At 27.8% G+C, this 25,801-nt stretch carries 26 protein-coding genes; all 26 read left to right on the top strand.

Annotated elements, in window-relative coordinates; all coding sequences use genetic code 11:
- Window positions 1-134 precede the first annotated feature (134 nt).
- On the top strand, window positions 135-725 hold the full coding sequence (nth, locus tag BN2087_RS06115) for an endonuclease III (protein ID WP_049690943.1): 591 nt from the start codon (window positions 135-137) through the stop codon (window positions 723-725).
- Window positions 722-1,555, top strand: coding sequence for a Cof-type HAD-IIB family hydrolase (locus tag BN2087_RS06120; protein ID WP_049690944.1), 834 nt, complete (start codon window positions 722-724; stop codon window positions 1,553-1,555). Before nth ends, BN2087_RS06120 begins: the two co-directional genes overlap by 4 nt.
- Window positions 1,548-2,018 carry a tRNA (cytidine(34)-2'-O)-methyltransferase gene (locus tag BN2087_RS06125; RefSeq protein WP_049690945.1) on the top strand — a complete coding sequence of 157 codons (471 nt, stop codon included), beginning with the start codon at window positions 1,548-1,550 and terminating at the stop codon, window positions 2,016-2,018. Before BN2087_RS06120 ends, BN2087_RS06125 begins: the two co-directional genes overlap by 8 nt.
- Window positions 2,019-2,945 carry a thioredoxin-disulfide reductase gene (trxB, locus tag BN2087_RS06130; RefSeq protein WP_049690946.1) on the top strand — a complete coding sequence of 309 codons (927 nt, stop codon included), beginning with the start codon at window positions 2,019-2,021 and terminating at the stop codon, window positions 2,943-2,945. It begins immediately after the preceding gene.
- 74 nt (window positions 2,946-3,019) lie between these two features.
- The gene (gene gap / locus BN2087_RS06135) at window positions 3,020-4,027 is read left to right on the top strand and encodes a type I glyceraldehyde-3-phosphate dehydrogenase (protein ID WP_049690947.1); all 1,008 of its coding nucleotides are present in this window, start codon (window positions 3,020-3,022) and stop codon (window positions 4,025-4,027) included.
- 47 nt (window positions 4,028-4,074) lie between these two features.
- Entirely contained in the window at window positions 4,075-5,271 is a 1,197-nt protein-coding gene (locus tag BN2087_RS06140; RefSeq protein ID WP_049690948.1) for a phosphoglycerate kinase, read from the top strand.
- Window positions 5,272-5,280: 9 nt separating this feature from the next.
- On the top strand, window positions 5,281-6,033 hold the full coding sequence (gene tpiA / locus BN2087_RS06145; RefSeq protein WP_049690949.1) for a triose-phosphate isomerase: 753 nt from the start codon (window positions 5,281-5,283) through the stop codon (window positions 6,031-6,033).
- Between the two features lie 17 nt (window positions 6,034-6,050).
- Window positions 6,051-7,346: a phosphopyruvate hydratase gene (eno, locus tag BN2087_RS06150; protein ID WP_049690950.1), complete on the top strand. Its 1,296-nt coding sequence runs from the start codon at window positions 6,051-6,053 to the stop codon at window positions 7,344-7,346.
- 107 nt (window positions 7,347-7,453) lie between these two features.
- Window positions 7,454-7,681, top strand: a complete 228-nt coding sequence (gene secG, locus BN2087_RS06155) for a preprotein translocase subunit SecG (protein ID WP_004816836.1) — start codon at window positions 7,454-7,456, stop codon at window positions 7,679-7,681.
- Window positions 7,682-7,758: 77 nt separating this feature from the next.
- Window positions 7,759-9,882, top strand: coding sequence for a ribonuclease R (gene rnr / locus BN2087_RS06160; RefSeq protein ID WP_049690951.1), 2,124 nt, complete (start codon window positions 7,759-7,761; stop codon window positions 9,880-9,882).
- Entirely contained in the window at window positions 9,863-10,306 is a 444-nt protein-coding gene (smpB, locus tag BN2087_RS06165) for an SsrA-binding protein SmpB (protein ID WP_049690952.1), read from the top strand. The genes rnr and smpB overlap by 20 nt, the downstream gene beginning before the upstream one ends.
- A gap of 4 nt (window positions 10,307-10,310) precedes the next feature.
- Window positions 10,311-11,012, top strand: a complete 702-nt coding sequence (locus BN2087_RS06170; RefSeq protein ID WP_049690953.1) for an ABC transporter ATP-binding protein — start codon at window positions 10,311-10,313, stop codon at window positions 11,010-11,012.
- 1 nt (window position 11,013) lies between these two features.
- Entirely contained in the window at window positions 11,014-14,508 is a 3,495-nt protein-coding gene (locus BN2087_RS06175) for an FtsX-like permease family protein (RefSeq protein WP_049690954.1), read from the top strand.
- A 51-nt stretch (window positions 14,509-14,559) separates the two neighbouring features.
- Window positions 14,560-15,129 carry a histidine phosphatase family protein gene (locus tag BN2087_RS06180; RefSeq protein WP_049690955.1) on the top strand — a complete coding sequence of 190 codons (570 nt, stop codon included), beginning with the start codon at window positions 14,560-14,562 and terminating at the stop codon, window positions 15,127-15,129.
- Entirely contained in the window at window positions 15,126-16,157 is a 1,032-nt protein-coding gene (locus tag BN2087_RS06185; RefSeq protein WP_049690956.1) for a metallophosphoesterase family protein, read from the top strand. Before BN2087_RS06180 ends, BN2087_RS06185 begins: the two co-directional genes overlap by 4 nt.
- The gene (locus BN2087_RS06190) at window positions 16,150-18,057 is read left to right on the top strand and encodes an ATP-binding protein (RefSeq protein ID WP_049690957.1); all 1,908 of its coding nucleotides are present in this window, start codon (window positions 16,150-16,152) and stop codon (window positions 18,055-18,057) included. Before BN2087_RS06185 ends, BN2087_RS06190 begins: the two co-directional genes overlap by 8 nt.
- Window positions 18,054-18,734: a metallophosphoesterase gene (locus BN2087_RS06195; RefSeq protein ID WP_049690958.1), complete on the top strand. Its 681-nt coding sequence runs from the start codon at window positions 18,054-18,056 to the stop codon at window positions 18,732-18,734. The genes BN2087_RS06190 and BN2087_RS06195 overlap by 4 nt, the downstream gene beginning before the upstream one ends.
- Window positions 18,734-19,267, top strand: coding sequence for a class IV adenylate cyclase (locus BN2087_RS06200; protein WP_049690959.1), 534 nt, complete (start codon window positions 18,734-18,736; stop codon window positions 19,265-19,267). The genes BN2087_RS06195 and BN2087_RS06200 overlap by 1 nt, the downstream gene beginning before the upstream one ends.
- Window positions 19,268-19,325: 58 nt before the next feature.
- A complete protein-coding gene (gene pyrB, locus BN2087_RS06205) occupies window positions 19,326-20,255 on the top strand; it encodes an aspartate carbamoyltransferase (protein WP_049690960.1) in 930 nt (309 codons plus the stop codon).
- Window positions 20,248-20,676 (top strand): aspartate carbamoyltransferase regulatory subunit, encoded by a 429-nt coding sequence (locus tag BN2087_RS06210; protein WP_049690961.1) that lies wholly within the window; start codon window positions 20,248-20,250, stop codon window positions 20,674-20,676. Before pyrB ends, BN2087_RS06210 begins: the two co-directional genes overlap by 8 nt.
- Window positions 20,676-21,872, top strand: a complete 1,197-nt coding sequence (locus tag BN2087_RS06215) for a dihydroorotase (RefSeq protein ID WP_049690962.1) — start codon at window positions 20,676-20,678, stop codon at window positions 21,870-21,872. The genes BN2087_RS06210 and BN2087_RS06215 overlap by 1 nt, the downstream gene beginning before the upstream one ends.
- Window positions 21,847-22,713: an orotidine-5'-phosphate decarboxylase gene (gene pyrF / locus BN2087_RS06220; RefSeq protein WP_049690963.1), complete on the top strand. Its 867-nt coding sequence runs from the start codon at window positions 21,847-21,849 to the stop codon at window positions 22,711-22,713. The genes BN2087_RS06215 and pyrF overlap by 26 nt, the downstream gene beginning before the upstream one ends.
- Window positions 22,700-23,416 carry a dihydroorotate dehydrogenase electron transfer subunit gene (locus tag BN2087_RS06225; protein WP_049690964.1) on the top strand — a complete coding sequence of 239 codons (717 nt, stop codon included), beginning with the start codon at window positions 22,700-22,702 and terminating at the stop codon, window positions 23,414-23,416. The genes pyrF and BN2087_RS06225 overlap by 14 nt, the downstream gene beginning before the upstream one ends.
- The gene (locus tag BN2087_RS06230) at window positions 23,416-24,315 is read left to right on the top strand and encodes a dihydroorotate dehydrogenase (protein ID WP_049690965.1); all 900 of its coding nucleotides are present in this window, start codon (window positions 23,416-23,418) and stop codon (window positions 24,313-24,315) included. Before BN2087_RS06225 ends, BN2087_RS06230 begins: the two co-directional genes overlap by 1 nt.
- An 8-nt stretch (window positions 24,316-24,323) precedes the next feature.
- Window positions 24,324-24,893 (top strand): orotate phosphoribosyltransferase, encoded by a 570-nt coding sequence (pyrE, locus tag BN2087_RS06235; protein ID WP_049690966.1) that lies wholly within the window; start codon window positions 24,324-24,326, stop codon window positions 24,891-24,893.
- 74 nt (window positions 24,894-24,967) lie between these two features.
- The gene (locus BN2087_RS06240) at window positions 24,968-25,672 is read left to right on the top strand and encodes a glucosaminidase domain-containing protein (RefSeq protein WP_049690967.1); all 705 of its coding nucleotides are present in this window, start codon (window positions 24,968-24,970) and stop codon (window positions 25,670-25,672) included.
- The last annotated feature ends 129 nt before the right edge of the window (window positions 25,673-25,801 follow it).

The following is a 25,801-nucleotide window of genomic DNA, read 5'->3' on the forward strand; positions in this document are numbered from 1 at the left end:
AAAATTAATTATATAATAGACGGAAAATTTCTTCAATTATTATTTTTTATTAAGGGTATAATGATAAAACGATAAGAGGTGATATTATTTTAAATAAAATTCAAATAAAAGAAGTAATAAGTAGGCTTGATTATATGTATCCTAATTTGGACAAAAGTTTTTTGGATTTTACAACTCCTTTTGAACTTTTGGTTGCTACAATTTTATCAGCCCAATGCACTGATGTTAGGGTAAATAAAGTTACAGGTCATATGTTTAAATTTAAAAATAATCCAGAAGATTTTGCAAAAATGGATATAAAAGAAATCGAAGAGTATATAAAAACTTGCGGTTTATACAAAAATAAGGCAAAAAATATTAAAAACGCATCTATAATGTTAATAAGAGAATTTGATGGAAAAGTTCCAGATAATATGGAAGACTTATTAAAACTTCCAGGAGTTGGAAGAAAAACTGCAAATGTTGTAATGAGCAATGCTTTTGGAATTGATGCGATTGCAGTTGACACCCATGTTCAAAGGGTTTCTAATAGGGTTGGACTTGCAAAAAGCAAGGATGTTTTAAAAACAGAAAAAGATTTGAGAAAAAATTTGCCAAAGGAAAAATGGTCAAAGCTTCACCATCAAATAATTGCTCATGGAAGAAAAATTTGTAAGGCTAGAAATCCCCTTTGTGAGGAATGTGATTTAAAAGATTTGTGCGAATATTATAAGGAGAGAAAATGATTAAATTATTTGCCATGGACTTGGATGGGACAAGTCTTGATAGTAATTCAATTTTAAGAGATGAAACAATTAAAGCCTTAAAAAAATTGGATGAAAACGGAATAAAATTTGTTTTTACATCAGGAAGAGCTAAACCATCTGTTGGATATTTAATGGGCTTAACAGGCATTGATAATCCTTTAGTTACAAACAACGGGGCCTTGGCCTTTATTAATAAGGAAAAAATAATATATGAAAATCCACTAAAACATGAAGAAGTTGAAGAGTTAATTAAATTTAGTGAAGAAAATAAATTTTTTTATCAATTTTATGACCTAGACACATACTATTCAAATAGAATTTGGCCTGAAAGATTTGATCACTTAGAAAATAATTCTTCATACGGAATGAACTATCAAGTAAATTTTTCCTTTTCAACTAACCCATTAAAAGAATTAGATTTAAGAAAAAATTCTGCTTTTAAATTTCAAATATTTCCAGATATAAATAACCCAGAAGAAGAAAAAAAAATTTTGGGAAAAGTTGACCTTATGGATCTTTATCCAACCACATCATCATATGGAATGATTGAAATTATGCAAAAAAATGTAAATAAATTTAATGCTCTTAGTGAAATTGGTAAATTTTTGGGTATAAGTAAAGAAGAAATGGCAGCAATTGGTGATCAAGATAATGACATACCTATGCTTAAAAATGTAGGCCTATCTTTTGCTGTAGAAAATGCAATTGATGAGGTTAAAGAAATTGCTGATTATATAGTATCTACTAATGATAATTTTGGCCTTATTGATGCTATAAATATAGTTTTGGAGAAAAATTCCCATGTTTAATGTAGTATTAATTTCACCAGAACATCCAGGAAATGTAGGAAATATTTCTAGAACTTGCGTTCTTACAGAATCAAGACTTCATTTAATAAGACCCTTTAAATTTGATTTTTCTGATAAAAGTTTAAAAAAAGCAGGAATCGATTATTGGGATAAGCTTGATTTAGTAGTTCATGATTCTATGGAAGAATTTTTATCATATGTTAAGGATAAAAATATCTACCTAATTGAAACTGGAAGTGATAAAAATTATGCAGATATTTCATACAAAGATGGAGATTTTATAATTTTTGGTAGGGAAAAAGAAGGAATTGAAAAAGAAATTTTGGAAAAATTTAAGGATAGAATTTATACAATTCCCATGACTAATAAATTAAATAGGTCATTAAATTTAGCAAATTCTGTAGCCATAGTTTTATATGAAGGACTTAGACAAAATAATTTTTTAATAAATAGGAGTGATTAAATGTTAGATGTAATAATAATTGGTGCAGGTCCAGCTGGACTTACAGCAGGGCTTTATGCAGGAAGAGCAAAGTTAAAAACATTAATTTTAGAAAAAGATATAGCAGGTGGACAAATTGCAACAACTGAGCATGTGGAAAATTATCCTGGATCAATGAAAGATGCTGGTGGACTTGCCTTATCAGATAGGATGGAAGAGCAAGCAAAACAATTTTGTGATATAAAATATCAAGAAGTAACAAAGGTTGAGCTTTTGGGAGATATTAAAAAAGTTTATACAAAAGATGAAGTTTATGAGTCTAAAGTTGTAATTTTATCAACAGGAGCAAGTCACAGAAAATTAAATGTAAAAGGTGAAAAAGAATTTGCTAATCTTGGCGTTTCATATTGTTCAACTTGCGACGGCCCATTTTACCAAGGGCTAGATATTTATGTAGTTGGTGGAGGAGAAGCTGCCCTTGAAGAGGCCCTATATCTTACAAAATTTGGAAAAAGTGTAACTATAATTCACAGAAGAGAGGGACTTAGAGCAAGTCAAACTGTAATTGATAGGTGCAAAGCAAACGAAAAAATTTCATTTTTACTAAACTATACAGTTGAAGAAATTAAGGGTGATAGCGAAGTTAAAGAACTAATTTTAAAAAATACCCAAAATAATGAATTAAAATCAATAAAAAATGATGATAATAGTCCAATTGGGGTATTTATCTATATAGGAAATATTCCTCAAACAGATTTATTTAAAGATCAAATAAAACTTGAAAACGGATATATTCCTACTGATGAGGATATGAAAACAAATGTTAAGGGAGTATTTGCTGTAGGAGATACTAGGGTTAAAAAAATTAGACAAATGGTAACTGCTGCAAGTGACGGTTGTATAGCAAGCGAAATTGCAAATTCTTATATTGAAAATGCTAATTGGTAGAACTAACTTGACAAAAAATCGTCAATTAGTAAAATGATAATGTAAAACACATGAAAAGCACTTAGGAGGAAATAATGACAACAAAAGTAGCTATTAATGGATTTGGAAGAATAGGACGTCTAACACTAAGAAGAATTTCTGAAGTAGAAGAAAATATTGAAGTAGTAGCAATCAATGACCTTATTGATAAAAAAGGTTTATTGTATGCATTTAAATATGATACAGCTCAAGGAAGATTCAACGGCGATGCTGAATTAACAGATGATGGATTTAAAATAAATGGCAAAGATATAAAAGTATTTGCTGAAAGAAATCCAGAAGATCTCCCTTGGAAAGAATTAGGTGTTGATATAGTACTTGAATGTACAGGATTTTTTACAGAAAAAGAAAAAGCTGAAGCACACATCAAAGCTGGAGCTAAAAAAGTTCTAATTTCTGCACCTGGAAAAGGTGACTTAAAAACAATCGTATTTGGTGTAAACCACGAAATCCTTGATGGATCAGAAACAGTAGTTTCTGGAGCAAGCTGTACAACAAACTGCTTGGCACCAATGGTTAATGTATTGAAAAATGAATTTGGATTTGTTTCAGGACAAATGTCAACAATCCACGCTTATACAGCAACACAAGCTATCCAAGATACACCAGCTTCTAAAAAAGATTTAAGAGGCGGAAGAGCTGCAGCACAAAATACAATCCCAGCATCAACTGGAGCTGCAAAAGCAGTAGGAAAAGTACTTCCAGAAGTTGAAGGAAAAATCGATGGATCTGCATTAAGAGTTCCAACAATCACAGGATCAATTACAGAACTTTATTCAGTACTTGAAAAGAAAGTAACTGTAGAAGAAGTTAACGCAGCAATGAAAAAATACTCATCAGATGCATTTGCTTATACAGAAGACGATGTTGTATCAAGCGATATAATTGGATACCCAGCAGGATCAGTATTTGACTCACAACTTACAAAAATAGTTGAAGGAGCAAACGGAACACAAGTTGTTAAAACTGTTGCATGGTATGACAATGAAATGGGATATGTATCTAACCTAGTTAGAACACTTGATTACTTAGCAAATCTTTAAGAGTTGAACAGGCGAGATATTTTCTCGCCTTTTTTTAGAGGAGAATTATGAATAAAAAAACTGTAAAAGACTTAAATGTAGACGGAAAAAAAGTTTTAGTAAGAGTAGACTTTAACGTTCCTTTATCAAAAGATGGAAATAATACAATTTCTGATGATACAAGAATAAAGGCTGCCCTTCCAACAATTGACTACCTATTAGAAAATAATGCAAAAGTAATTTTGATGAGCCATTTGGGAAGACCAAAAGGAGAGCCAAATCCGGAATTTTCTTTAAAACCAGTAGCTAAATGGTTAGAAAATCATTATGGAGAAAAATTCCACTTTTTACCATCAGATACAGTGGTTGATGAAAAAGTAAAAGAAGAAGTAGAAAAACTTGAAAATGGAAATCTTGCCTTACTTGAAAATACAAGATATGTAAAAGGCGAAACAAAAAATGATCCAGAATTTGCAAAAGAATTATCATCACTAGCTGATTTATTTGTAAATGATGCATTTGGAACAAGCCATAGAGCTCACGCATCAAACGTTGGTGTAGCAAGTAATCTTGAAAGTGCCGTAGGATTTTTGATTGAAAAAGAAATTGAAATTATGGGCAAGGCTCTAGAAAATCCAGAAAAACCATTTGTTTCAATCCTAGGTGGTGCAAAAGTTTCAGATAAAATTGGTGTAATTGAAAACTTAATTTCAAAAGTTGATTATATTTTAATCGGTGGAGGAATGGCATATACTTTCCTTAAAGCTCAAGGAAAAGAAATAGGAAAATCTCTACTTGAAGAAGATAAGATGGATTTATCTTTAGAATTAATCAAAAAAGCTGAAGCTAACAATGTAAAAATTCTCTTACCAAAAGATGTAGTAATAGCAGATGACATTAAAGAAGATGCTGAAACTGAAATAGTAGATATTGATGATATTCCAAAAGATAAAGAAGCACTAGATATTGGACCAAAAACAGCAAAAGAATATGCAGATATTATTAAAGACGCTAAAACTGTTGTATGGAATGGACCTATGGGAGTATTTGAAATAAAAGTATTTGCTAATGGAACAAACGAAGTTGCAAAAGCTTTAGCAGAATCTTCAGCTACAACAATTGTAGGCGGAGGAGATAGTGCTCTTGCTATTGAAGAAGCAGGATATAAGGATAAAATAACTCATGTATCAACAGGTGGTGGAGCAAGTCTTGAATTTTTAGAAGGAAAAACTCTACCAGGAATTGATTGTATAGATGAAAAATAAGGAGTAGAAATGCGTACACCTGTAATACTAGGAAATTGGAAAATGAACATGACTCCTAGCGAAGCTAAATCTTTGCTAGAAGAATTAGTAGAACTTGACCTTGATAAGAGTGTAGAAAAAGGTGTTTGTGTACCAGCAATAGATCTTTTACTTGCAAGTGAAATTTTAAAAGATTCAGATATTAATTTTGGTGCTCAAAACATGTACTTTGAAGAAAGTGGAGCTTTTACTGGAGAAATTTCTCCAAAAATGTTAAATGACATAAAAGCTGATTATGTAATCTTGGGCCATTCTGAAAGACGTGAATATTTTAATGAAGATGATGAATTAATCAATAAAAAAGTTCTTTCAGCACTTGAGCATGATATAGTTCCAATTCTTTGTGTTGGTGAAACTTTAGAAGAAAGAGAAGCTAACAAACAAGAAGAAAAAGTAAAAGATCAACTTAAAAAAGATCTTAAGGGAATTGAAGGATCAGATATAACAAAAGTTATAATTGCTTATGAACCAATCTGGGCTATAGGAACAGGAAAAACAGCTTCAGCAGAAGATGCTGATGATATGTGTGCTTTTATTAGAAACTATATAAAAGAAGCTTTCTGTGAAAATTGTGCAGAAAAAATTAGAATTCAATATGGTGGATCAATGAAACCAGCTAATGTAAAAGAATTATTAGCAAAAGAAAATATTGACGGTGGACTAATAGGCGGAGCAAGCCTTAAAGCAAGTGACTTTGAACAATTAATTAATCACAAAAAATAAAAATATAAGGAGATTTTATGAGCTTAATAACAAGTGTATATGCTAGACAAATTTTAGATTCAAGAGGAAATCCAACAGTAGAAGTTGAAGTTGTAACAGAAGACGGTGGTTTTGGTAGAGCAAGTGTACCATCAGGTGCATCAACAGGTGAATGGGAAGCTGTTGAATTAAGAGATGGAGACAAAGATTATTATTTAGGAAAATCAGTTCTTAAAGCAGTTGATAATGTAAATGAAATTATAGCTGAAGAATTAGAATTCACCTATGATGTTTCAGATCAAGTTGGTATTGATAGAGCAATGATTGAACTTGATGGAACAGAAAATAAAGCAAAATTAGGTGCAAATGCAATTTTAGGTGTTTCTCTAGCAGTAGCAAAAGCTGCAGCTGATGAACAAGGCGTTTCACTATATAATTATATTGGAGGAACAAATGCAAAACTTCTTCCAACACCAATGATGAATATCTTAAATGGTGGAGAACATGCTGATAACTCTGTAGATATTCAAGAATTTATGATTTTCCCACTAGGTGCAGAAAGTTTTTCACACGCTCTACAAATGGGTGCAGAAGTATTCCACAGCCTTAAAAAAGTTCTTTCAAACAAAGGCTACAATACATCTGTAGGTGATGAAGGTGGATTTGCTCCAAACTTAAAATCAAATGAAGAAGCTCTAGAAATTATTTGTGAAGCAATAAAAGAAGCAGGATATGAACCAGGAAAAGACGTTTATATAGCTATGGACTGTGCATCAAGTGAATTTTACAACAAAGAAGATGGAAAATATCATTTAGATGGAGAAGGAACAGTTAAAACAGAAGATGAAATGATTGATTGGTTAGAAGAATTAGTAGGAAAATATCCAATTATTTCTATTGAAGACGGTCTTGATGAAAATGACTGGGAAGGATGGGCAAAACTTACACAAAGACTTGGTAAAAAAGTTCAATTAGTAGGTGATGATTTATTCGTAACAAATACTAAAAAACTTGAAAAAGGAATTAAAGAAGGAGTTGCTAACTCAATTCTTATAAAGGTAAATCAAATCGGTTCATTAACAGAAACATTAAACGCTATTGAAATGGCAAAAGAAGCAGGATATACTGCAGTTGTTTCTCACAGATCTGGTGAAACAGAAGATACAACAATTTCAGACTTAGTTGTAGCTGTAAATGCTGGACAAATCAAAACTGGTGCTCCATCAAGAACTGATAGGGTAGCTAAATACAATCAACTTCTAAGAATTGAAGATGAATTATTTGATACAGCTCAATTTAAAGGCCTAAAAGCATTCTATAATATTAAAAAATAATATTATAATTAACAATAGAGGGGTAAAATAATACAAAGCCCCTCTTTTTAATTGTAATATTTAATTTTTTGTGATATTATTAAATAGTATGAAAACGGAGGTGTCAGATGACAACAGTATTATCAGTATTATTGATGATAGCTTCTGTAGTTTTGGTTATAGCTGTAACCTTACAAGAACCAAAAACTGATGGACTTGGAACACTAGCTGGCCAAGAAACAAACGTATTTGGTAGAAGCGCTCATAGATCAAAAAATGAAATGTTAGATAAAGTTGTAATTTTTGCAGGAGTTGTCCTATTTTTATTAAGTACAATACTACTTGCAATAAGCTAAGGGGTTTAGTAAGGATTTTTAATTTGTAAATCAAATTAAGAAGGCTTTTACTAGCCTCTTTTTTAATAGGAGAAAAGATGAATTTTAATGATTTAATTTTAAATATTGTAAACGATGAAAATTACAAACCGATGACTATAAAAGAAATGCTAAAGTATTTGGATTGTGATAAGTATATAAAAAAAGATGTAAAAAAAATAATAAAGAATATGGCTAAGGATAATGAAATAAAAATTAGCTCAAAAAAGAAAATTCATCCCTTAAATATTGAAGATAAATCTTTAATTGGAGAAATTTCTCTTGCTCAAGGCGGTTATGGATTTTTTATTTCAGATAATAAAGACTACAAGGATGTTTTTATTTCTCAAAAAAATCTTAATTCTGCAAACAACAAAGATAGGGTTAAGATTAAAATTATAAAAAATAAGGAATATGGGAAAAATGCTGAGGGAAAAGTTGTAGAAATTATTGAAAGAAGTGCAAATAAAATTGTAGGTCTTTATCAAAAAAACAAGGGATTTGGCTTTGTAATAAGTGATAATGATAGCTTTTCCACAGATATATATGTGGATGAAAAATATTCTAAAAAAGCTAAAACCAATGATAAGGTCGTTGTAGAAATTATAAAATATCCAAAAAATGGATCGCCTGAAGGAAAAATTATTGAAGTTTTAGGAAACAAGAATGATTCGAATATAGATTTATATTCTATAATAAGATCTCATGGACTAAAAGATGTTTTTTCAAAAAAAACAAAAAAAGAAGCTGTTTTTATAGAAAAAAATGTGGATTTAGAAAAAGTTAAAGATAGAAAAGATTTAAGAGATTTATTCACTGTTACAATTGATGGTAGAGATTCCAAAGATTTTGATGACGCAATTTCAATAGAAAAAGACGACGAAAATTATATTTTATATGTTCATATAGCAGATGTAAGCCATTATGTAAAAGAAAAAAGTGCAATTGATAAGGAAGCTTACGAAAGAGGTAATTCGACTTATCTTTATAATCTAGTTTTACCTATGCTTCCAGAAGAGCTTTCAAACGGAATATGTTCTTTAAACCCAAATGAAAATAGGCTTGCCCTTAGTTTAAAAATGAAAATTAATGACTTGGGCAAGGTAGTTGATTATAAAATATATAAATCTATAATAAAATCAAACTATAGGCTAGTTTATGATGATGTCAATGACTATCTTGAAGGCAAAGAGAAATCATATGAAGATGAAATTTTATTAGAAAAATTGAACTTGTTTGATGAATTATATAAAATTTTGAAAATAAAAAGAGAAAAAAGAGGATCTATTGATTTTAATTTTACAGAAAGTCAGATTGATGTCAGTGATGATGGTGACGTCTTAAATATTTCAACTCTTGAAAGAGGTCCTGGAAATAAAATGATTGAGGAATTTATGCTTATTTCAAATGAAACTATAGCAAGTTTATTTGCCTTTATGGATTTTCCTTCACTTTATAGAATTCACGAAAAACCAAAAGATGAAAAGGTTGAATCTTTCAAAAATATTTTAAATACACTAGGTTATAATATAAGAGGAAAAGAACTTCATCCAAAAGATTTTCAAGAAATATTAAAAGAAGTTTCAGGAAAAGATGATGAAAGTATAGTAAATATGTTAATGCTAAGGACTATGACCAAGGCAAAATATGTAAATTATAGGGACATCCACTTTGGACTAGCAACTAAATATTACACCCATTTTACAGCTCCTATAAGAAGATATCCTGACCTAATAGTGCACAGGCTTGTAAAAGATTTTGTTGATAATAAGCTTGGAACTATTAACCAAGCATCAATGGAGAAAAAATTAGCAAAAAATGCTGAGCACTTATCTATAACAGAAAGAAATAGTGAAGAATGCGAAAGAGATGTGGAGGATTTATATAAGTGTAAATATATGAAAAAATTTATTGGTGAAAAATTTGAAGGTATAATTTCATCAATTACAGATTTTGGTATATTTGTTGAGCTTGAAAATACCGTTGAAGGGTGTTTTATGTATAAATTTTCTAATAATCATTTTGAATATATTGAAAATAAGCTGACTTGTGTAAATACTGACAATAATAAAAGATATAAGATAGGTCAAAAAGTTTTAATAGAAGTTAAAAATGTTGATCTTGAGAAAAGAAATATAGATTTTGATTTGATGGAGGGGTTATTTGAAAATACTGGCAAATAATAAAAAAGCAAGGCACGATTATTTTTTAGAAGAAAAATATGAGGCTGGAATTGAATTAAAGGGAAATGAAGTAAAAAGTATTAGGGAAGGTAAAGTTTCAATAAAAGAATCTCACGTTGGAGATTATAAGGGAGAATTATTTATTTATAACATGAATGTTACCCCTTATAAACAATCTTACGAAAAAAATATTGACCCAATTAGAACTAGGAAACTTTTACTCCATAAAAAAGAAATTGATAAATTAATTGGAAAAGTTTCTCAAGCAGGCTATACAATGATAGTAAATAAAATTTACCTAAAAGAAGGCTTGATAAAGGCGGAAATTGCTCTTGCAAAAGGTAAAAAAATCTATGATAAAAGAGAAACGATAAAGAAAAATGATGCAGACAGAAAAATAGAAAGAGCACTCAAAAATTATTGATATTATGGCATATATAGAATTAAAAAATGTTTATAAATATTTTACAGTTGGTAAAAACAAAATTATAGCTAATAAGGACATAAACCTATCAATCGACCAAGGTGAGCTTGTTATAATTGTTGGAGCAAGTGGTGCTGGTAAAACTACCCTTTTAAATTTGATTGGTGGAATGGACACCTTGAGTGATGGTGAAATTATTGTTGATAAAAAGAACCTATCAAAAATGAAGGAAAAAGACCTTACAAGGTATAGGAGAGATGATGTAGGTTTTGTTTTTCAATTTTATAATTTAATTCCGAATTTAACTAGTATTGAAAATGTAGAACTTGCTAGTGAAATTGCAAAAAATAATTTGGATGCAAATGTGGCACTTGATGAAGTTGGCCTTTCAAATAGAAAAGATTCCTTCCCATCTCAACTTTCAGGTGGAGAGCAACAAAGAGTTGCCATAGCTAGAGCTATAGCCAAAAATCCAAAACTTTTGTTGTGCGATGAGCCGACAGGAGCCCTAGATTATAAAACTGGAAAATCAATTTTGAAATTACTTCAAGATACTGCCAAAAACCTAAATACAACTGTAATTATAATAACTCACAATGGTGCAATAAAAGATATTGCGGATAAGGTTTTCGAATTAAAAGATGGAATGATTGTAAATTCTTATAAAAACGAAAATCCAGAAAATGTTGAAAATATAGAGTGGTAAAATGAAAAAAAATAATTATTATAAGTCGATATTTAGGGATATTAAAAATACTAAGGGCAAGATATTTTCGATTTTTGTTATGATTGGTCTTGCTTCTATGGTTGTTGTCGCCCTTTTTTTGACAGGGCCATCAATGAGAAAAACCCTAAATAAAACTTTAAATAAAAACAAGCACCCTGATATTATTGTTAGGGCAAGTTATGGGATAAAAAATGAAGATAGGCTAATAATTGAAAAAGATGAGGATATTGATAAAGTTTCCTATAAAAAAAATCTGGACCTTTTTGCCAAAGATAAATTAATTTCTGTTAAATCCTACGACGAAAATCTTAGAAAATTAAACATAAAAAAGGGAAGAACAATCAAAAATTCCAATGAAATAATCCTTGATGAGCTATTAAAAAAAGACTATAAAATTGGAGATTATATTAGTTTTAAGACTATTGATGATGAAAAAATAGGTGATTTATTAAAAAATAAAAAGTACAAGGTTGTTGGATTTGCAAATTCTTCTGAATATTTGATGGATGATTTAAGAGACGTTTCCATAAAAGGTAAGGAGATGGTTTTTGCCTTTGCTTACATAGATAAGGAAAATTTTAAAAGCGATGATTTTAGTCAAGTTGATATTTCTTATAAAAAAACAAGAAATATGGATAAACTTTCTAATGACTATAAGGCTTATGTAAAAGAAAAAAGAGAAAATTTAAGAAAAGATTTTAAAAATCGTCCAAGCCAAGTTTTGAAAAAAACAAGAGATGAGGCAAATGCTAAACTAGATGAAAAAGAAAAAAAATTATCAGATGGAGAAAAAGAATTAAAAGAAGAAAAAGATAAGCTTATTGATGCAAATGAAAAATTAATTAAGGGTCTTAATGATTATAATAAGGCTGAAAGTGATTTTAATATTAAAATTAGAGATGGAGAAAATAAATTAGTCCAATCAAAAAATCAAATTGATAATGGACTTAAAAAATTAAATGATGGAAAAAATCTTTATAGTAAAAATTTAGAAACATTTAATGAAAAAATCAATGAAAACGAAGGAAAATTAAAAGAATCTAAGACTAAACTTGACCAAGCCAATGATGAAATAAATAAAAATTATGAAAAAATCAATTCAAGCAAAGATTTAATTGATAAGTCCTTTGCTGATAAAAAAGCTATGGTAAAAGATTTAGAAGGAAAAACAAGTAAAGAAAATTCTAATCTATTAAGTAATAAAAATAAAGTAAAAGAAATTGATTCTAAAATTGAAAATTTAAATATTAAATTAGAAAGTTTATCAAATCAAAGCTCAAATAATGAAGATGAAATTCAAGCTTTAAAAAAACAACTAGAAAAGCTAGATAAAGAAAAAAAAGATTTACAAGAAAAAATCATAGAAAGTGAAAAATCGCTTGAAAGTTTAAATCAAGAATATTCTTTTACAAAAAACAAGATTGATAAGGCCTATGACCAAGCTATGGCGCCTATAAATGAAAATTTGGAAAAATTAAATAAGGCAAAAGCAAGTTTGGATGAAAAAAATGCAATTTATAAAGAATCTAAAAAGAAATTTGACCAAGAAAAAACCAATGGATCTAATAAGTTAGATGATGCAAAAAAAGATCTTGATCAAAACGAAAAAAAATTAAATGAAGGCTTAGTTTCTTATAATAATGGGATAAGAAAATTAAATGAAGAAAAAATAAATGGAAGAGAAAAACTTGACCAAGCTTTCAATAAACTTTTAGAAAATCAAAAAGAGTTAGATAAGGCAAATAAAGAATATGAAAAAAATGCAAGTAAAGCCAAAAAGGATATTGATGACGGATATGAAAAAATCAAAAAGGCACGTGAAAATTTGGTTAATCTTGTAGATCCAAGCTATGAAATCGAGACAATATTTTTAAATAAATCTATAGATACTTATTATAAAAATAGTTTAAATATGGATGAATTATCAAAAGTTTTTCCTACATTTTTCTATTTTATTGCCCTTTTAGTTTCTCTTACTACAATAAAAAGATATATTGAAGAGCAAAGGATTCAAAATGGAACCTTGAAAGCTTTAGGCTATAGTAATTTTGATATTGGAAGGAAATTTTTTATTTATGCTTTGATTCCTACAATTTTTGGCTCAATTATTGGTGCTATTTTAGGAAAATATATAATTTGTAAGGTTATTTTTAAGGCTTACTCTTCGGGATTTGATGTTTTATCACTTTCTTATATAAATTCAAGCATGATTATTTTATTTACAATTTTCTTATCAGTTTTTTTAATTTCAATTACTGTTTATTTAACAAGTATAAGCGAGGTTAAAGAGCAAACTGCAGATTTATTAAGGACAAAACCTCCAAAAAAAGGATCAAGAATATTTCTTGAAAAAATTAAATTTATATGGATCAGGCTTTCTTTTATGACAAAAATTACCTTTAGAAATTTGTTTAGGTATAAGTCAAGAATGCTTATGACAATATTTGGCATTGGTGGATGTACTGCACTTTTATTTTTTGGTTTTGCAATGACTGATTCTGTAAAAGATACATCAAAGCTTCAAAGACAAGATATAACCCAATACGATTTTATTTCTATTTTTGATAAAAATGCAGATAAAAAGGACAAAAATTCTTACGAAAGTATTTTAAAAAATTCGGAGTCTATGAAAATTCTTTATCAAAAGGCTGATGTAGATAGTGAAAATGGAAATATGAAAGTAAATTTAATGGTCTTTGAAAATCCTTCTAAAGTTGATAATTTTATTAAAATCAGGGATAAAAATAAGAAAAAAATTAAACTTGATGGAAAAAATATAATAATTAGTAAAAATTTAGCTAATAAAATAAATTTAGAAAATGACTTAAAATTTGAAACTGATAATGAAAATGTAAAAGTTGGTGTAAAGGGAGTTGCTGAAAATTATATAGATGATTATATTTATATGTCAAAAGATGCTTATGAAAAAATCTTTTCTAAAAAATTTATAGTAAATGCCGATCTTGTTAGGGCAAAGAATAAAACTAGGGATAAAATTTTAAATAATAAGGCAAGTCTTACTCTTGTTGAACCAAATAAATTTTATGAAACTATGGATGTTTTGATGGCGAATTTAAATTTGGTAATTGGAATAATTACCCTGGTATCGATGATTCTTGCTGTTGTAGTTTTATATAATTTGACAAATATAAATGTAAGCGAAAGAAAAAAAGAACTTGCAACGACAAAAGTTTTAGGATTTTTCCCTAGAGAAACTACAGCCTATATTTATAGGGAAACTTATATATTGACAATATTGGGGATAATTCTTGGATATATTTTAGGTTATCTTATGTTAGTATATGTTTTAAATGTTGTTGCTCCTGATGGAATTTATATTTCTCACAAGACTCATTTATCATCATATATAATTTCAGCCTTTATAACTTTATTTACATCATTTTTAATAATGATAATAGTTCATTTTAAATTGAAAAAAATAAATATGGCGGAAGCAATGAAAGCAGGCGAATAAAAAGCATTCGAGCCTGCTTTTTTTATATGTTATAATAAAATAGGTGATTATATGAAAATAATATTTTTAAGACATGGACTTACTGAATCAAACAAGGATTTTAGATTTTCTACTCCACAAACTAGAATTTCAAAAAATGCCTATATTGATTTAGACAAGAGTAAAAAAAATTTGGAAAAATATAAAATAGATAAAGTTTATACATCAAAACTTATAAGAAGCCAAGAAACCGCAAAATATTTGGGCTTTGATGAATTTATTGAAGATGAAAGAATTAATGAATTAGATTTTGGTGATTTTAAGGGGCAAAAAGTTTTAGAAACTAGAGAAATATATAAGGATTTTTATGAAAAATTAAAGAAAAATCCTTATTCAACTAAATATCCAAATGGAGAAAGTATAGAAGATTTGATAAAAAGAGTCAATGATTTTATGGAAGAAAAATCTTCATTTGATGGAAGTATTTTGTGTATAAGTCATGGAATTGCAATAAGGTCATCACTTTTTACAGTTTTAAAAGATTTAGGAAATTTTAAAAACTTTTGGATAGATAATGGATCTCTTACAGTTTTTGATCTAAGTGATGATAAAAAAATGATAGAGTGTGTGAATTTGATATGAATTTTATTCATATTTCTGATATTCATTTATCAGACAAGCTTGATTTTGACTCATCTAATAGTAAGCTTATTAGAAAAATAAAATGGGATAGTTTTGAAAAAATTTTAAAGGAAAATAAGGACAAGGATTTTTTGCTTATTTCTGGAGATCTTTTTGAAAGAGATTTTTTTACTTTAAAAGATTATCAAAAATTATTTGAAATAATAAAAGATTTTTCAAAAGATGTTTATTATCTTTGTGGAAATCATGATTTTATTGATGGAAAAAATGAAATATTTTTTTCTGATAAACCAAATAATCTCCATATTTTCCCAAGTGAAATAATTGAATTTTTCGAGCATAAAAATGTAAGAATTTATGGGATTTCTTATAAGGATAGGATATTTGATAAAAGATTTAACTATAATCTAAGCTTAAATCATGATTATTACAATATTTTTATAGGCCATGGAGTGTTTAACCAAAATAATACAAACTATATGAATCTTGATTTGGAAAAAATTTCGAATATGGGTTTTGATTATATTGGCCTTGGTCATATTCACAAAAAAGAAAAATTTTCTGATAAAATTTTTTATGTAGGAAGTATTGAGCCTATGAGTTTTAAAGATAAGGGGGATTTTGGTTATAATTTCATTGATGAAAATGGGGTTAAATTCATAAATTCATCTCAAATATCTTTTAATGCTTTTGATCTTGATTTAAATGATTTCAAAAATTTCGAAGATTTTAAAAAATATTTAGGAGAAAAATTAGTAAAAAAATATAATTTTTTAACTATTAATTTATCAAATTATGATAAATTTCCTTTAAATGAAAAAATATTAAAGGATAATCTAAATTTGTCTTATTTAAAGGTTAATCTTATAAAAAATCAAAATTATTACAAAAATTTAGCTTTTGTTTATGATTCTACCATACTTGGAGATTTTTATAAGCATTTTGATAATTTAGATATGGATGGTCCAATAAATAAAAGGGCTTTAGAGATTGGTTTTGATGCGATTTTAAGGAGTAAGGATGAATAATATTTTTATTAAAAAATTAAATATGACATCTTTTGGTAAATTTCAAAATAAATCAATTAGCTTTAAAGAAAAATTCAACCTTATTTATGGAGATAATGAAAGTGGTAAATCGACAATATCTGATTTTATTGAGGGAATTTTTTATGGTTTTGATGAGGGAGATAAAAAAATTAGATTTTCCTACAAAAAAGAAAAATACAAACCTATAGGTTCTTTCAAATATTCAGGAAGTATGATTTTATCTTTTGAAGGTTGTGATTTTAGGATAGATAGAAATTTTGATGATGGATCATATAAGATTTATAATTTAGAAAAAAATACTGAAATCTCATCAAAAAAATCTAATTTGAATTATCCAGGAGAGTATTTTTTAAAATTAAATTATAGCTTATACAAAAATATCTTATCCAACTACCAAGTTCAAAAACTTGATAGGGACTCAAAAAAAGTAATAATAGATTTTTTGAAAAATCCATCAAAGGATTTGGTTTTTTCGAAACTTAAGGCTATTTCAAATATAGAAAAAAATCTTGAAACAATCGGAAGTCCAAGAGCCTATACTAAACCTTATGCAAAAAATATAAAGCTTCTAGAAGAAAAAAGAAAAGAAGTAGAAAAAATAAAAGAAATAAGAAAAAAATATAATCTAGATATAATAAAATTAAAAGAGCAAAGAAAAAAAATAAATGAAATAAAGAAAAATTTAGAAAGTTTAAAAGAATCTAGGGATAATTTTAGAAAGTACAGGGCAAATTCAAATTATATAGAAGAAAAATCCAGAAAAGATTCTTTAAAAATTATTGAAAAAAAATTGGAAAAATATAAAAGTTTTGAGGATATTAATGATTTTTATTTTGACAAAGTTGATAAATTACTGGAAGAAAAAGCAAACTTTTATCAAAATAAGGATAAGAAAACTTATTTTTTTCCTATAATATTTTCAATTTTATTTCTTCTTTTAGGACTTTTAAGTAAAAGATATTATATGATTTTTTTAATAATTCCAATTTTATTATTTTTTTATTTTAATAATAAAAATAAAGACATCAATGAAAAAGAAAAAATAAATGACTTAAATATTAAAATAAATAATGAATTTTCTAAAATTTCTATTTATTCTAAAACATCTTATGATAGAGCAAAAGATGCATATAAAGATTATGAAAAGTTAAAAATTGAAAGAGATAAAACTTTAGAAATATTAAATATTTTATCTAGTCAAGAAAAATATGAGAAAACTATTGATTTAAAAGATAGTAATTTAGATATTGTAGATATAGAAAATAAAATAAAATTTCATGAATCAGCTTATGACAAACTAATAGACGAAAACTTAAATTTAGAAAGGAAACTCTCAAGTGTTGAAGATATTATTTCAAGTGAAATTGACCTTATTGATGATATAAAAATTCTAAAGGAAAAAATATTAGATTTAGAAATTGAAATTAGAGCTTCTAATATGGCAATTGATATAATAAATTCTAACAAAGATGACCTATCATATAATAAAAATCAAATGTCTTTATTGATAAGTCAAATTATTAGGCAAATTTCAAGGGGAAAATATAAAAAAATTGACTTTGATGATGAGCTTGAGCCAGTAATTATCACATCAGAAAATGAATTAATTGGAATGGATAAGGTGTCTATTGGATTTTTTGATCAAGTAAATTTTTCATTAAGATTCGCTCTTTCCAATAATTTCTTGGATAATTCATTTATGATTTTTGATGATGCTTTTATTAATTATGATAATAATAGGCTAAGAATGGCCTTACTAAATTTATTAGATTTATCTAGAAAATTTCAAATAATATATTTTACCTGCCACAATAGAGAAAAAACTGTTTTTGATGGAGAAGGTATTGAAATAAATTTTATAAATATGGAGCAAATATGATATATGCGATAGGAGATTTACATCTTGACTATACAGAAAAAAAATCCATGGAAGTATTCGGTGAAGCTTGGAAAAATTACCAAGAAAAAATATTTACTAATTGGAATAAAATTGTAAAAAATGAGGATACAGTTTTAATTGTCGGAGATATTTCTTGGGCTATGAATATTGAAGAAGCTTACATTGATCTTAAAAAAATTGATGATTTAAATGGTGAAAAAATTCTATTGAAGGGAAATCATGATTATTGGTGGTCATCCTTAAAAAAATTAAATGATTTAGATTTAAAAAGTATAAAATTTCTTCAAAATAATTCTTTTTTTGTAGAAGGATATGATATTTGTGGAACCAGAGGATGGATTAGTAGGGATAACAACGAATTTACAGATCACGATGAAAAAGTTTTTAAAAGAGAACTTCAAAGACTTAAAAATTCACTTGATTTTAACAAGGAAAATAATAAAAAAATAGTAATCCTACATTATCCACCTTTAAATAGTGATAAGTCATTAAATGAATTTTTTGGAATTTGTAAGGACTATCAAGTAGAATATTTATTGTATGGACATTTACACGGCCCGGGACATAAACAAATTTTTGAGGGTATAGTAGATGATATAGGAATCAAATGTGTGTCAGGAGATTATATTGGTTTTATACCAGAAAGGATAAGTTAATGGATAGAGAATTAGAAATCAAGGTATTAAATATTGATATTGAAGAAATGGAAGAAAAATTAAAAGATAAGGGCGCAGAATTTTTGGGAGTAGAAATCCAAACAAATCACACTTTTGCTCCAAAAAATGATAAAGAATTTCCTAATGGATATTTAAGAATTAGGGAAAAAACTTTAAATGATAAAAGATTAGCCACAGAGCTTACTTTTAAAGAATCAGTTGATAATAAGGAAAATATTAGAGTAAATAATGAGTACACCACAACAATAGATTCAACCTCAAATATGATAAAAATTTTGGAAGAAATTGGTTTAGTTGAAAGATATGTAGGAGATAAAAAAAGAATATCTTATTCTTATAAGGGTCAAAGGTTTGATATAGATATTTGGTCAAAAAATGTTTATCCAGATCCATATATGGAAATTGAATTTACAAATGTAAATTTATTGGAAGAAATTTTAGATGAATTTGAAATAGATAGAAAAAATGTTACAAGTGAATCAATTAACGAATTAATAGAAAAACGTAAATAATAATTGACGAGTCTAAATTCGTTTGGTATAATTAAAAAAACAAAAAAAGGAGTGTCAAATGCTAAAGATTAAAAATTTATTAAGTGCAGAAGATTTGTTTAAAGATGATTTACTTGAAATAATTGATTTAGCAGAAGACATAATGAAGAGTCCTGATAAGTTTTCCAATTATTGTAATGGAAAGCTATTAGGGACTCTTTTTTTTGAGCCTTCTACTAGAACAAGACTTTCTTTTGAATCAGCTATGTTAAGACTTGGAGGAAGTGTTGAAGGATTTTCAAATCCTAAAGCTTCAAGCCAATCTAAAGGTGAAAGCCTACAAGATACAATTAGAACAGTAAGTCAATATGTTGATGTAATTGCTATGCGTCATCCTCAAGAAGGAGCTGCAAAATTATCATCAGAAACTTCAGACTGTCCTATTATAAATGCTGGAGATGGTGGACACCAACATCCTACACAAACTCTAACAGATATCCTAACAATTTCTACATATAAAAAGAGATTAGAAGTACTTAAAATTGGTATTTGTGGAGATTTAAAATACGGAAGAACTGTTCATTCACTTTTAAAAGTAATGACCATGTTTGATAACAACGAATATGTTTTAATTTCTCCTGAGGAATTAAAATTACCAAACTACATCAAAAAAAGTGTTTTTGAAAAAAACAATATAGAATATGTTGAAAAAAGATCTTTAGATAATTCTCTTGACGATCTTGATATTTTATACATGACAAGAATTCAAAAAGAAAGATTTTTCTCAGATAACCAATACACAAGATTAAAAGATTCTTACGTATTGACAAGAGATAAATTAGCAAATGCTAAAAAAGATCTTGCAATCCTACATCCGCTTCCAAGAGTAAATGAAATTGACAAAGATGTGGATGCTGATCCAAGAGCTTTATATTTTAAACAAGTTAAATGTGGAATGTATGCAAGAATGGCACTTATTATAAAATTATTGGAGGCAAATAATGCTTGAGATTACATCACTAAAAAAAGGAATTGTAATAGACCATATAAAAAGAGGATTAGGAATTAAAATTTTTAATCTTTTACACTTAGATGAAATTGAGGATGAAGTTGCCTTAATATTAAATGCAAGTTCTCCTTCTCAAGGAAGAAAAGATATAGTTAAAATTGCAAATAATTTTGATATAAATCTTGATGCAGTTGCAATTATAGCACCTGAAGCAACAGTAAATTTCATAGAAGATGAAAAAGTTGTTGAGAAAAAACAATTAGAATTACCAGAAGTAAGCAAGGGAATTTTAAAATGTCAAAATCCAACTTGCGTATCTACAACTGAAAGAAATATTGAAAGCAAATTTATCTTAATTGATAGAGAAGAAAAAATGTACAAATGTGCATATTGCGATCACATTTATGATGTGGAGGAATAATGAAGAAATTTTTTACAAATCTTGTTGCTGTTGATGATGTAAATATATCAAGAAGGGACATCTTTGTAGAAAACGGATTAATAACAAAAGAATTTGAAAAAGATGAGGAAACTGAGATTATAGACTGTAATGGTCTTGTCTTGGTTCCTTCTTTTGTGGACATGCATACGCATTTTAGAGATCCTGGATTTACCTACAAGGAAGATTTGAAAACTGGATCAATGGCTGCCCTTAAGGGTGGATATACAACTGTAAATTTGATGCCAAACACAAATCCAATTGTATCAAGTAAAGATGTCTACCAAGATATTATACAAAGAGGACAAGATTTAGATTTAATTGATATTAAACAAGTTTATTCAATAACAAAAGACTTCAAAACTGATGATTTAAGTCATTTAAATGATTTGCCAGAAGGTCTTTTATTTTTGTCAAATGATGGTAAGGGAGTAGACGATGATTTTTCAATGTATCAAGCAATAAAAATTGCTAAGGAAAATAATTTAAAATTTACCCTACACGAAGAATGCAAAGAAATTTCAAAATATGATTATGAAATTGCAGAAGATTTGATGACTTTAAGAGATGCATATCTAGCATATAAAATGGATGTACCAATTCATTTTTCTCATGTTTCTACAAAAGGAGCAATTGAAGCAATAAGATTTTTTAAAGATTTGGGTGCAAATATTACTTGTGAAGTAACGCCACACCATATTTATTTTTCTGATAGGGATGATTTAAAAGTAAATCCTCCAATAAGAAAAGAAAAAGACAAAAATGCCTTGTTGGATATGATAAAAAAAGGATATGTTGATTGCATAGCAACTGATCATGCTCCTCATACAAAAAAAGAAAAAGAAGAAGGAAAACCAGGATTTATTGGACTTGAAACTGCTTTTTCAACTTCATATATGACTTTGGTAAAAACTGGAATTATATCATTAAATGATTTAATAAGATTAATGTCTACTAATCCTTCAAAACTTTTAGAAATTAAAAAAGGAAAAATAGAAGAAGGATATATGGCAGATTTTACCCTAATAGATTTGGATAAAATATATGAATATAAAGAAGAAGATATATTGTCAAAATCAAAAAATTCATTATTTTTAAATCAAAAACTTCAAGGTGAAATTGTTAGAGTTTATAAGAAAGGAATTTTAAAATATGACCTTAATGGAAAGACTTTATAAAAAAATTGAAGAAAATGGATTTGTGTGTGTAGGACTTGATACTTCACTTGATTATATACCAGAAAAAATGAAGGAAAATAAAAGTATAAGTAAAAGTTTGTATGACTTTAATAAGGAAATTATTGATAATACAAAAGATGTTTGTGCAATTTATAAAATTCAAATTGCCTACTACGAATCCTATGGCATAGAAGGCATGCTTGCTTACAAAAATACTTTAAAATATTTAAGAGATAATAATTTATTATCAATTGGCGATGTAAAAAGATCAGATATAGCTCAAAGTGCAAGCCAATATGCCAAAGCTCATTTTTCTGGAGATTTTGAAGCTGATTTTATGACTCTAAACCCTTATATGGGCATGGATTCAATTTCACCATATCTTGAATTTATTAAAAACAAGGATAAAGGTGTATTTGTTCTTTTAAGAACTTCAAATCCAGGAGCAAATGATTTTGAATGCCTAAAATTAAAAGATGATAGCGAATTATTTTATACAATCGGAGACAAATTAAAAGAAGTAAATGATGAATTGATTGATGATTCAGGCTACGGTCCAATTGGCCTTGTAGTTGGTGCAACTCACAAGGAAGAGGTTGAAAAAATAAGAAAAAGATATAAGAATATGTTTTTCTTGATTCCTGGCTTTGGTGCACAAAAAGCTGATTCTTTAAATGTTTATAAATTATTAAATTCATTAAATGGAGGAGTTGTAAATTCTTCTAGGTCAATTCTTAAAAATCATTTGAATTTTGAAGATGGAGATGACAAGGTAGGTTTTTATGCTAGAGAAAAATGTATAGAAACTAGAAAGGAAATCCAAGATAATGGAATCTTATAGAGAAGCTTCTGTAATTTTTAATAAAAAAATAAAAGATGATATTTATTTTTGTAAGTTAAAAACAAAATTAAATGCAAAACCTGGCCAATTTTTCATGCTTAGATGCGATAGCTTTAGAAATTCACCACTTCTTTCAAGGCCCTTTGGTGTATGTGATCAAGATGATGGATCTATGTCTTTTTTATACCAAGTAAAGGGTGTAGGAACAAAAATTTTAAGTGATTTAAAAGAAGGATCAAAAGTGAAATTACTTGGTCCTTTGGGAAATGGATTTGAAATTAAAGAAGGGAAGAAAGCTGCAATAGTAGCTGGAGGAATTGGGATTGCTCCTCTTTTATTCTTGGCAAAATCACTTGATTTAAAAGCTGATTTTTATGCTGGATTTAGCGATGAAGAATATTTTACAAATTATTTTAAAGATTATGTAAATTCTACAACTGTAACTATTGATAGAAAAGATAAAATATTTATAACTGATAAAATTGATACAGAAAAATATGATGTAATCTATGCTTGCGGTCCAAATCAAATGTTAAAAACTTTGGCAAATAAAAATGATAATGCAGAGATTCAAATTTCAATGGAAGCTCATATGGCTTGTGGAATTGGTGCATGTCTTGGTTGTACTGTAGAAAATGTTCATGGTGATTTTATTAGAGTTTGCAAAGATGGTCCAGTTTTTGATTCAAAGGAGATTTTCTAATGAGTTTAAAAGTTAATATTTGTGGAATTGAATTTAATAATCCAGTCATAGCTGCAAGTGGAACTTTTGGTTTTGGAAAAGAATTTGCAGATTATATCGATATAAATAAACTTGGAGGAATTTCTTCAAAAGGATTAACCCTACATAAAAATTTGGGAAACAAAGGAATAAGAATTTATGAAACTGCTGCAGGAATTATGAATTCTATTGGCCTTCAAAATCCAGGAATAGAATATTTTATAAAAGAAGAATTACCTTTTTTGGAAACAAAAGATGCAGTTACTATTGCAAATCTTGGCGGACATAGTGTCGAAGATTATGTAAAGGGCGCATCCATGCTCGATAAAACAAGTGTTCCAATAATTGAATTAAATATTTCATGCCCGAATGTAAAAGAAGGTGGTATGGCTTTTGGTACAGATCCAAAAAAAGCTTGCGAAGTTATAGAAAAGATAAGGGAAGTTACAAAAAAAGTTTTGATGGTAAAACTTTCTCCAAATGTTGGAGATATTAAAGAATTTGTAAAAATTTCTGAAAATTCAGGAGCTGATTGTATATCATTGGTAAATACTTTTAATGCTCTTGCAATTGATGTCGATAATAAAAAAGCTGTTTTTGAAAATAAAACAGCAGGTTTATCAGGTCCTTGTATTAAACCAATTGCTTTAAGAATGGTATATGAAGCAAGTAATGCTACAAATTTACCAATAATCGGTATGGGTGGAATTTCAAATTACAGGGATTGTTTGGAATTTATAATGGCAGGAGCAAGTGCAGTACAAGTTGGAACTAGCAATTTTGTAGATTTTAATACGATGATAAATATAGTTGATGATTTAGAAAAATACATGCAAAGAGAAAATTTAAATTCATTAGAAGAGATAAGAAAAATTATTTAGGAGAGGTTATGGATAGAACAATTGAATTATTAAAAAAATCAGATGCGCTTTTAGAAGGACATTTTTTATTATCAAGTGGTAGACATTCAAGAAAATATATACAATGTGCAAAATTAATTGAAAACCCAGTTTATTGTGAAGAAGTTGCAAAAATTATTGCAGAAAAAATAAAAGAAGCTGATATAAAAGTTGACTTATGTGTTGGCCCTGCAATGGGTGGAATTATAATCGCCTACGAGGTTGCAAGAGCTTTGGGAGTAAATGCAATATTTACTGAAAGAGTTGATAATATAATGACTCTAAGAAGAGGATTTGAAATTAAAGAAGGAATGAATGTTATTATTGTTGAAGATGTTGTAACAACAGGAAAATCTTCTTTTGAAACTGTTGATGTAATTGAAAGTTTTGGTGGGAAAGTTAAGGCTCTTACATCTATTGTTAATAGGTCTGGAAAAGATGAAATCAATGGTTTAAAATTAATTTCAGCTACACAAGTTCAAATCGATACATTTGATCCAGATAATTTACCTGATGACTTAAAAGATAGCCCAGCAGTAAAGCCTGGCTCTAGAAAATAATATTTGCATTCTAGCAAAAGAATGATATAATAGCTGTAACTGTTTTGTTACAATTATTTACATAAGGAGATTAAATGATAGGAAATAAAAGATTTAAAATATCATTTTTATCTTTTTTAGCTATTGTTCTTGTGCTAGTTATTGCAACAGGTTTAGATAAATCATCTCTAGCTGCAAAAAACAAAGATAAAAGAGATAGTTTGATTACTGGAGTAAATGAAATTAGCAACGAAACCCTTACTTTAAAACAATCCAGGATAGAAAGATTTGAAAAATTAGAAAAAGATTTAGAAGAACTAGAAAATAATGGATCAGATAAAATTAGCAAAACATCAATGCTTTATTTGACAAATAGAACAAATTTAACGGCTGAAGAACTTGAATTTGGACTTAAAAATACAAAATTACAAGGTCTTGGTGTTGAATTTAAAAAAGCAGAAGAAAAACATGGCGTCAATGCTATTTTGTTAATGGCTATGGCAAAACATGAAACAGGTAATGGTCATTCATATCTTGCTAAGGCAAAAAATAATCTTTTTGGATTTAATGCTATTGATCAAGATCCTATAAATGCAGCAAATAAGTTTAAAAGTAAGGGTGAATCAGTTAATCACGTTGCAAAATTTTTAAAAGAAAATTACTTAAGTGAAGACGGAAAATTTTATAATGGTATATCTACAAAATCTATAGGAAAATTGTACGCAAGTGATCCAGATTGGTCAGAAAAAGTGGACTATATGATGAAAGAAGTTTGTAAGAATATACTTGAAGAAAAATAGACTAAATAAAATTTTAGTCTATTTTTTTATGGATTTTTAAAAAATTTTTTAAGAGATTAAAATAATTTAATATCTCTATTTAAAATATTTTGAATAAAAATATTATAGACTTTTCACCCTTTAATCTGT

Source organism: Anaerococcus jeddahensis (genome assembly GCF_001182725.1).
Lineage (GTDB): Bacteria > Bacillota > Clostridia > Tissierellales > Peptoniphilaceae > Anaerococcus > Anaerococcus jeddahensis.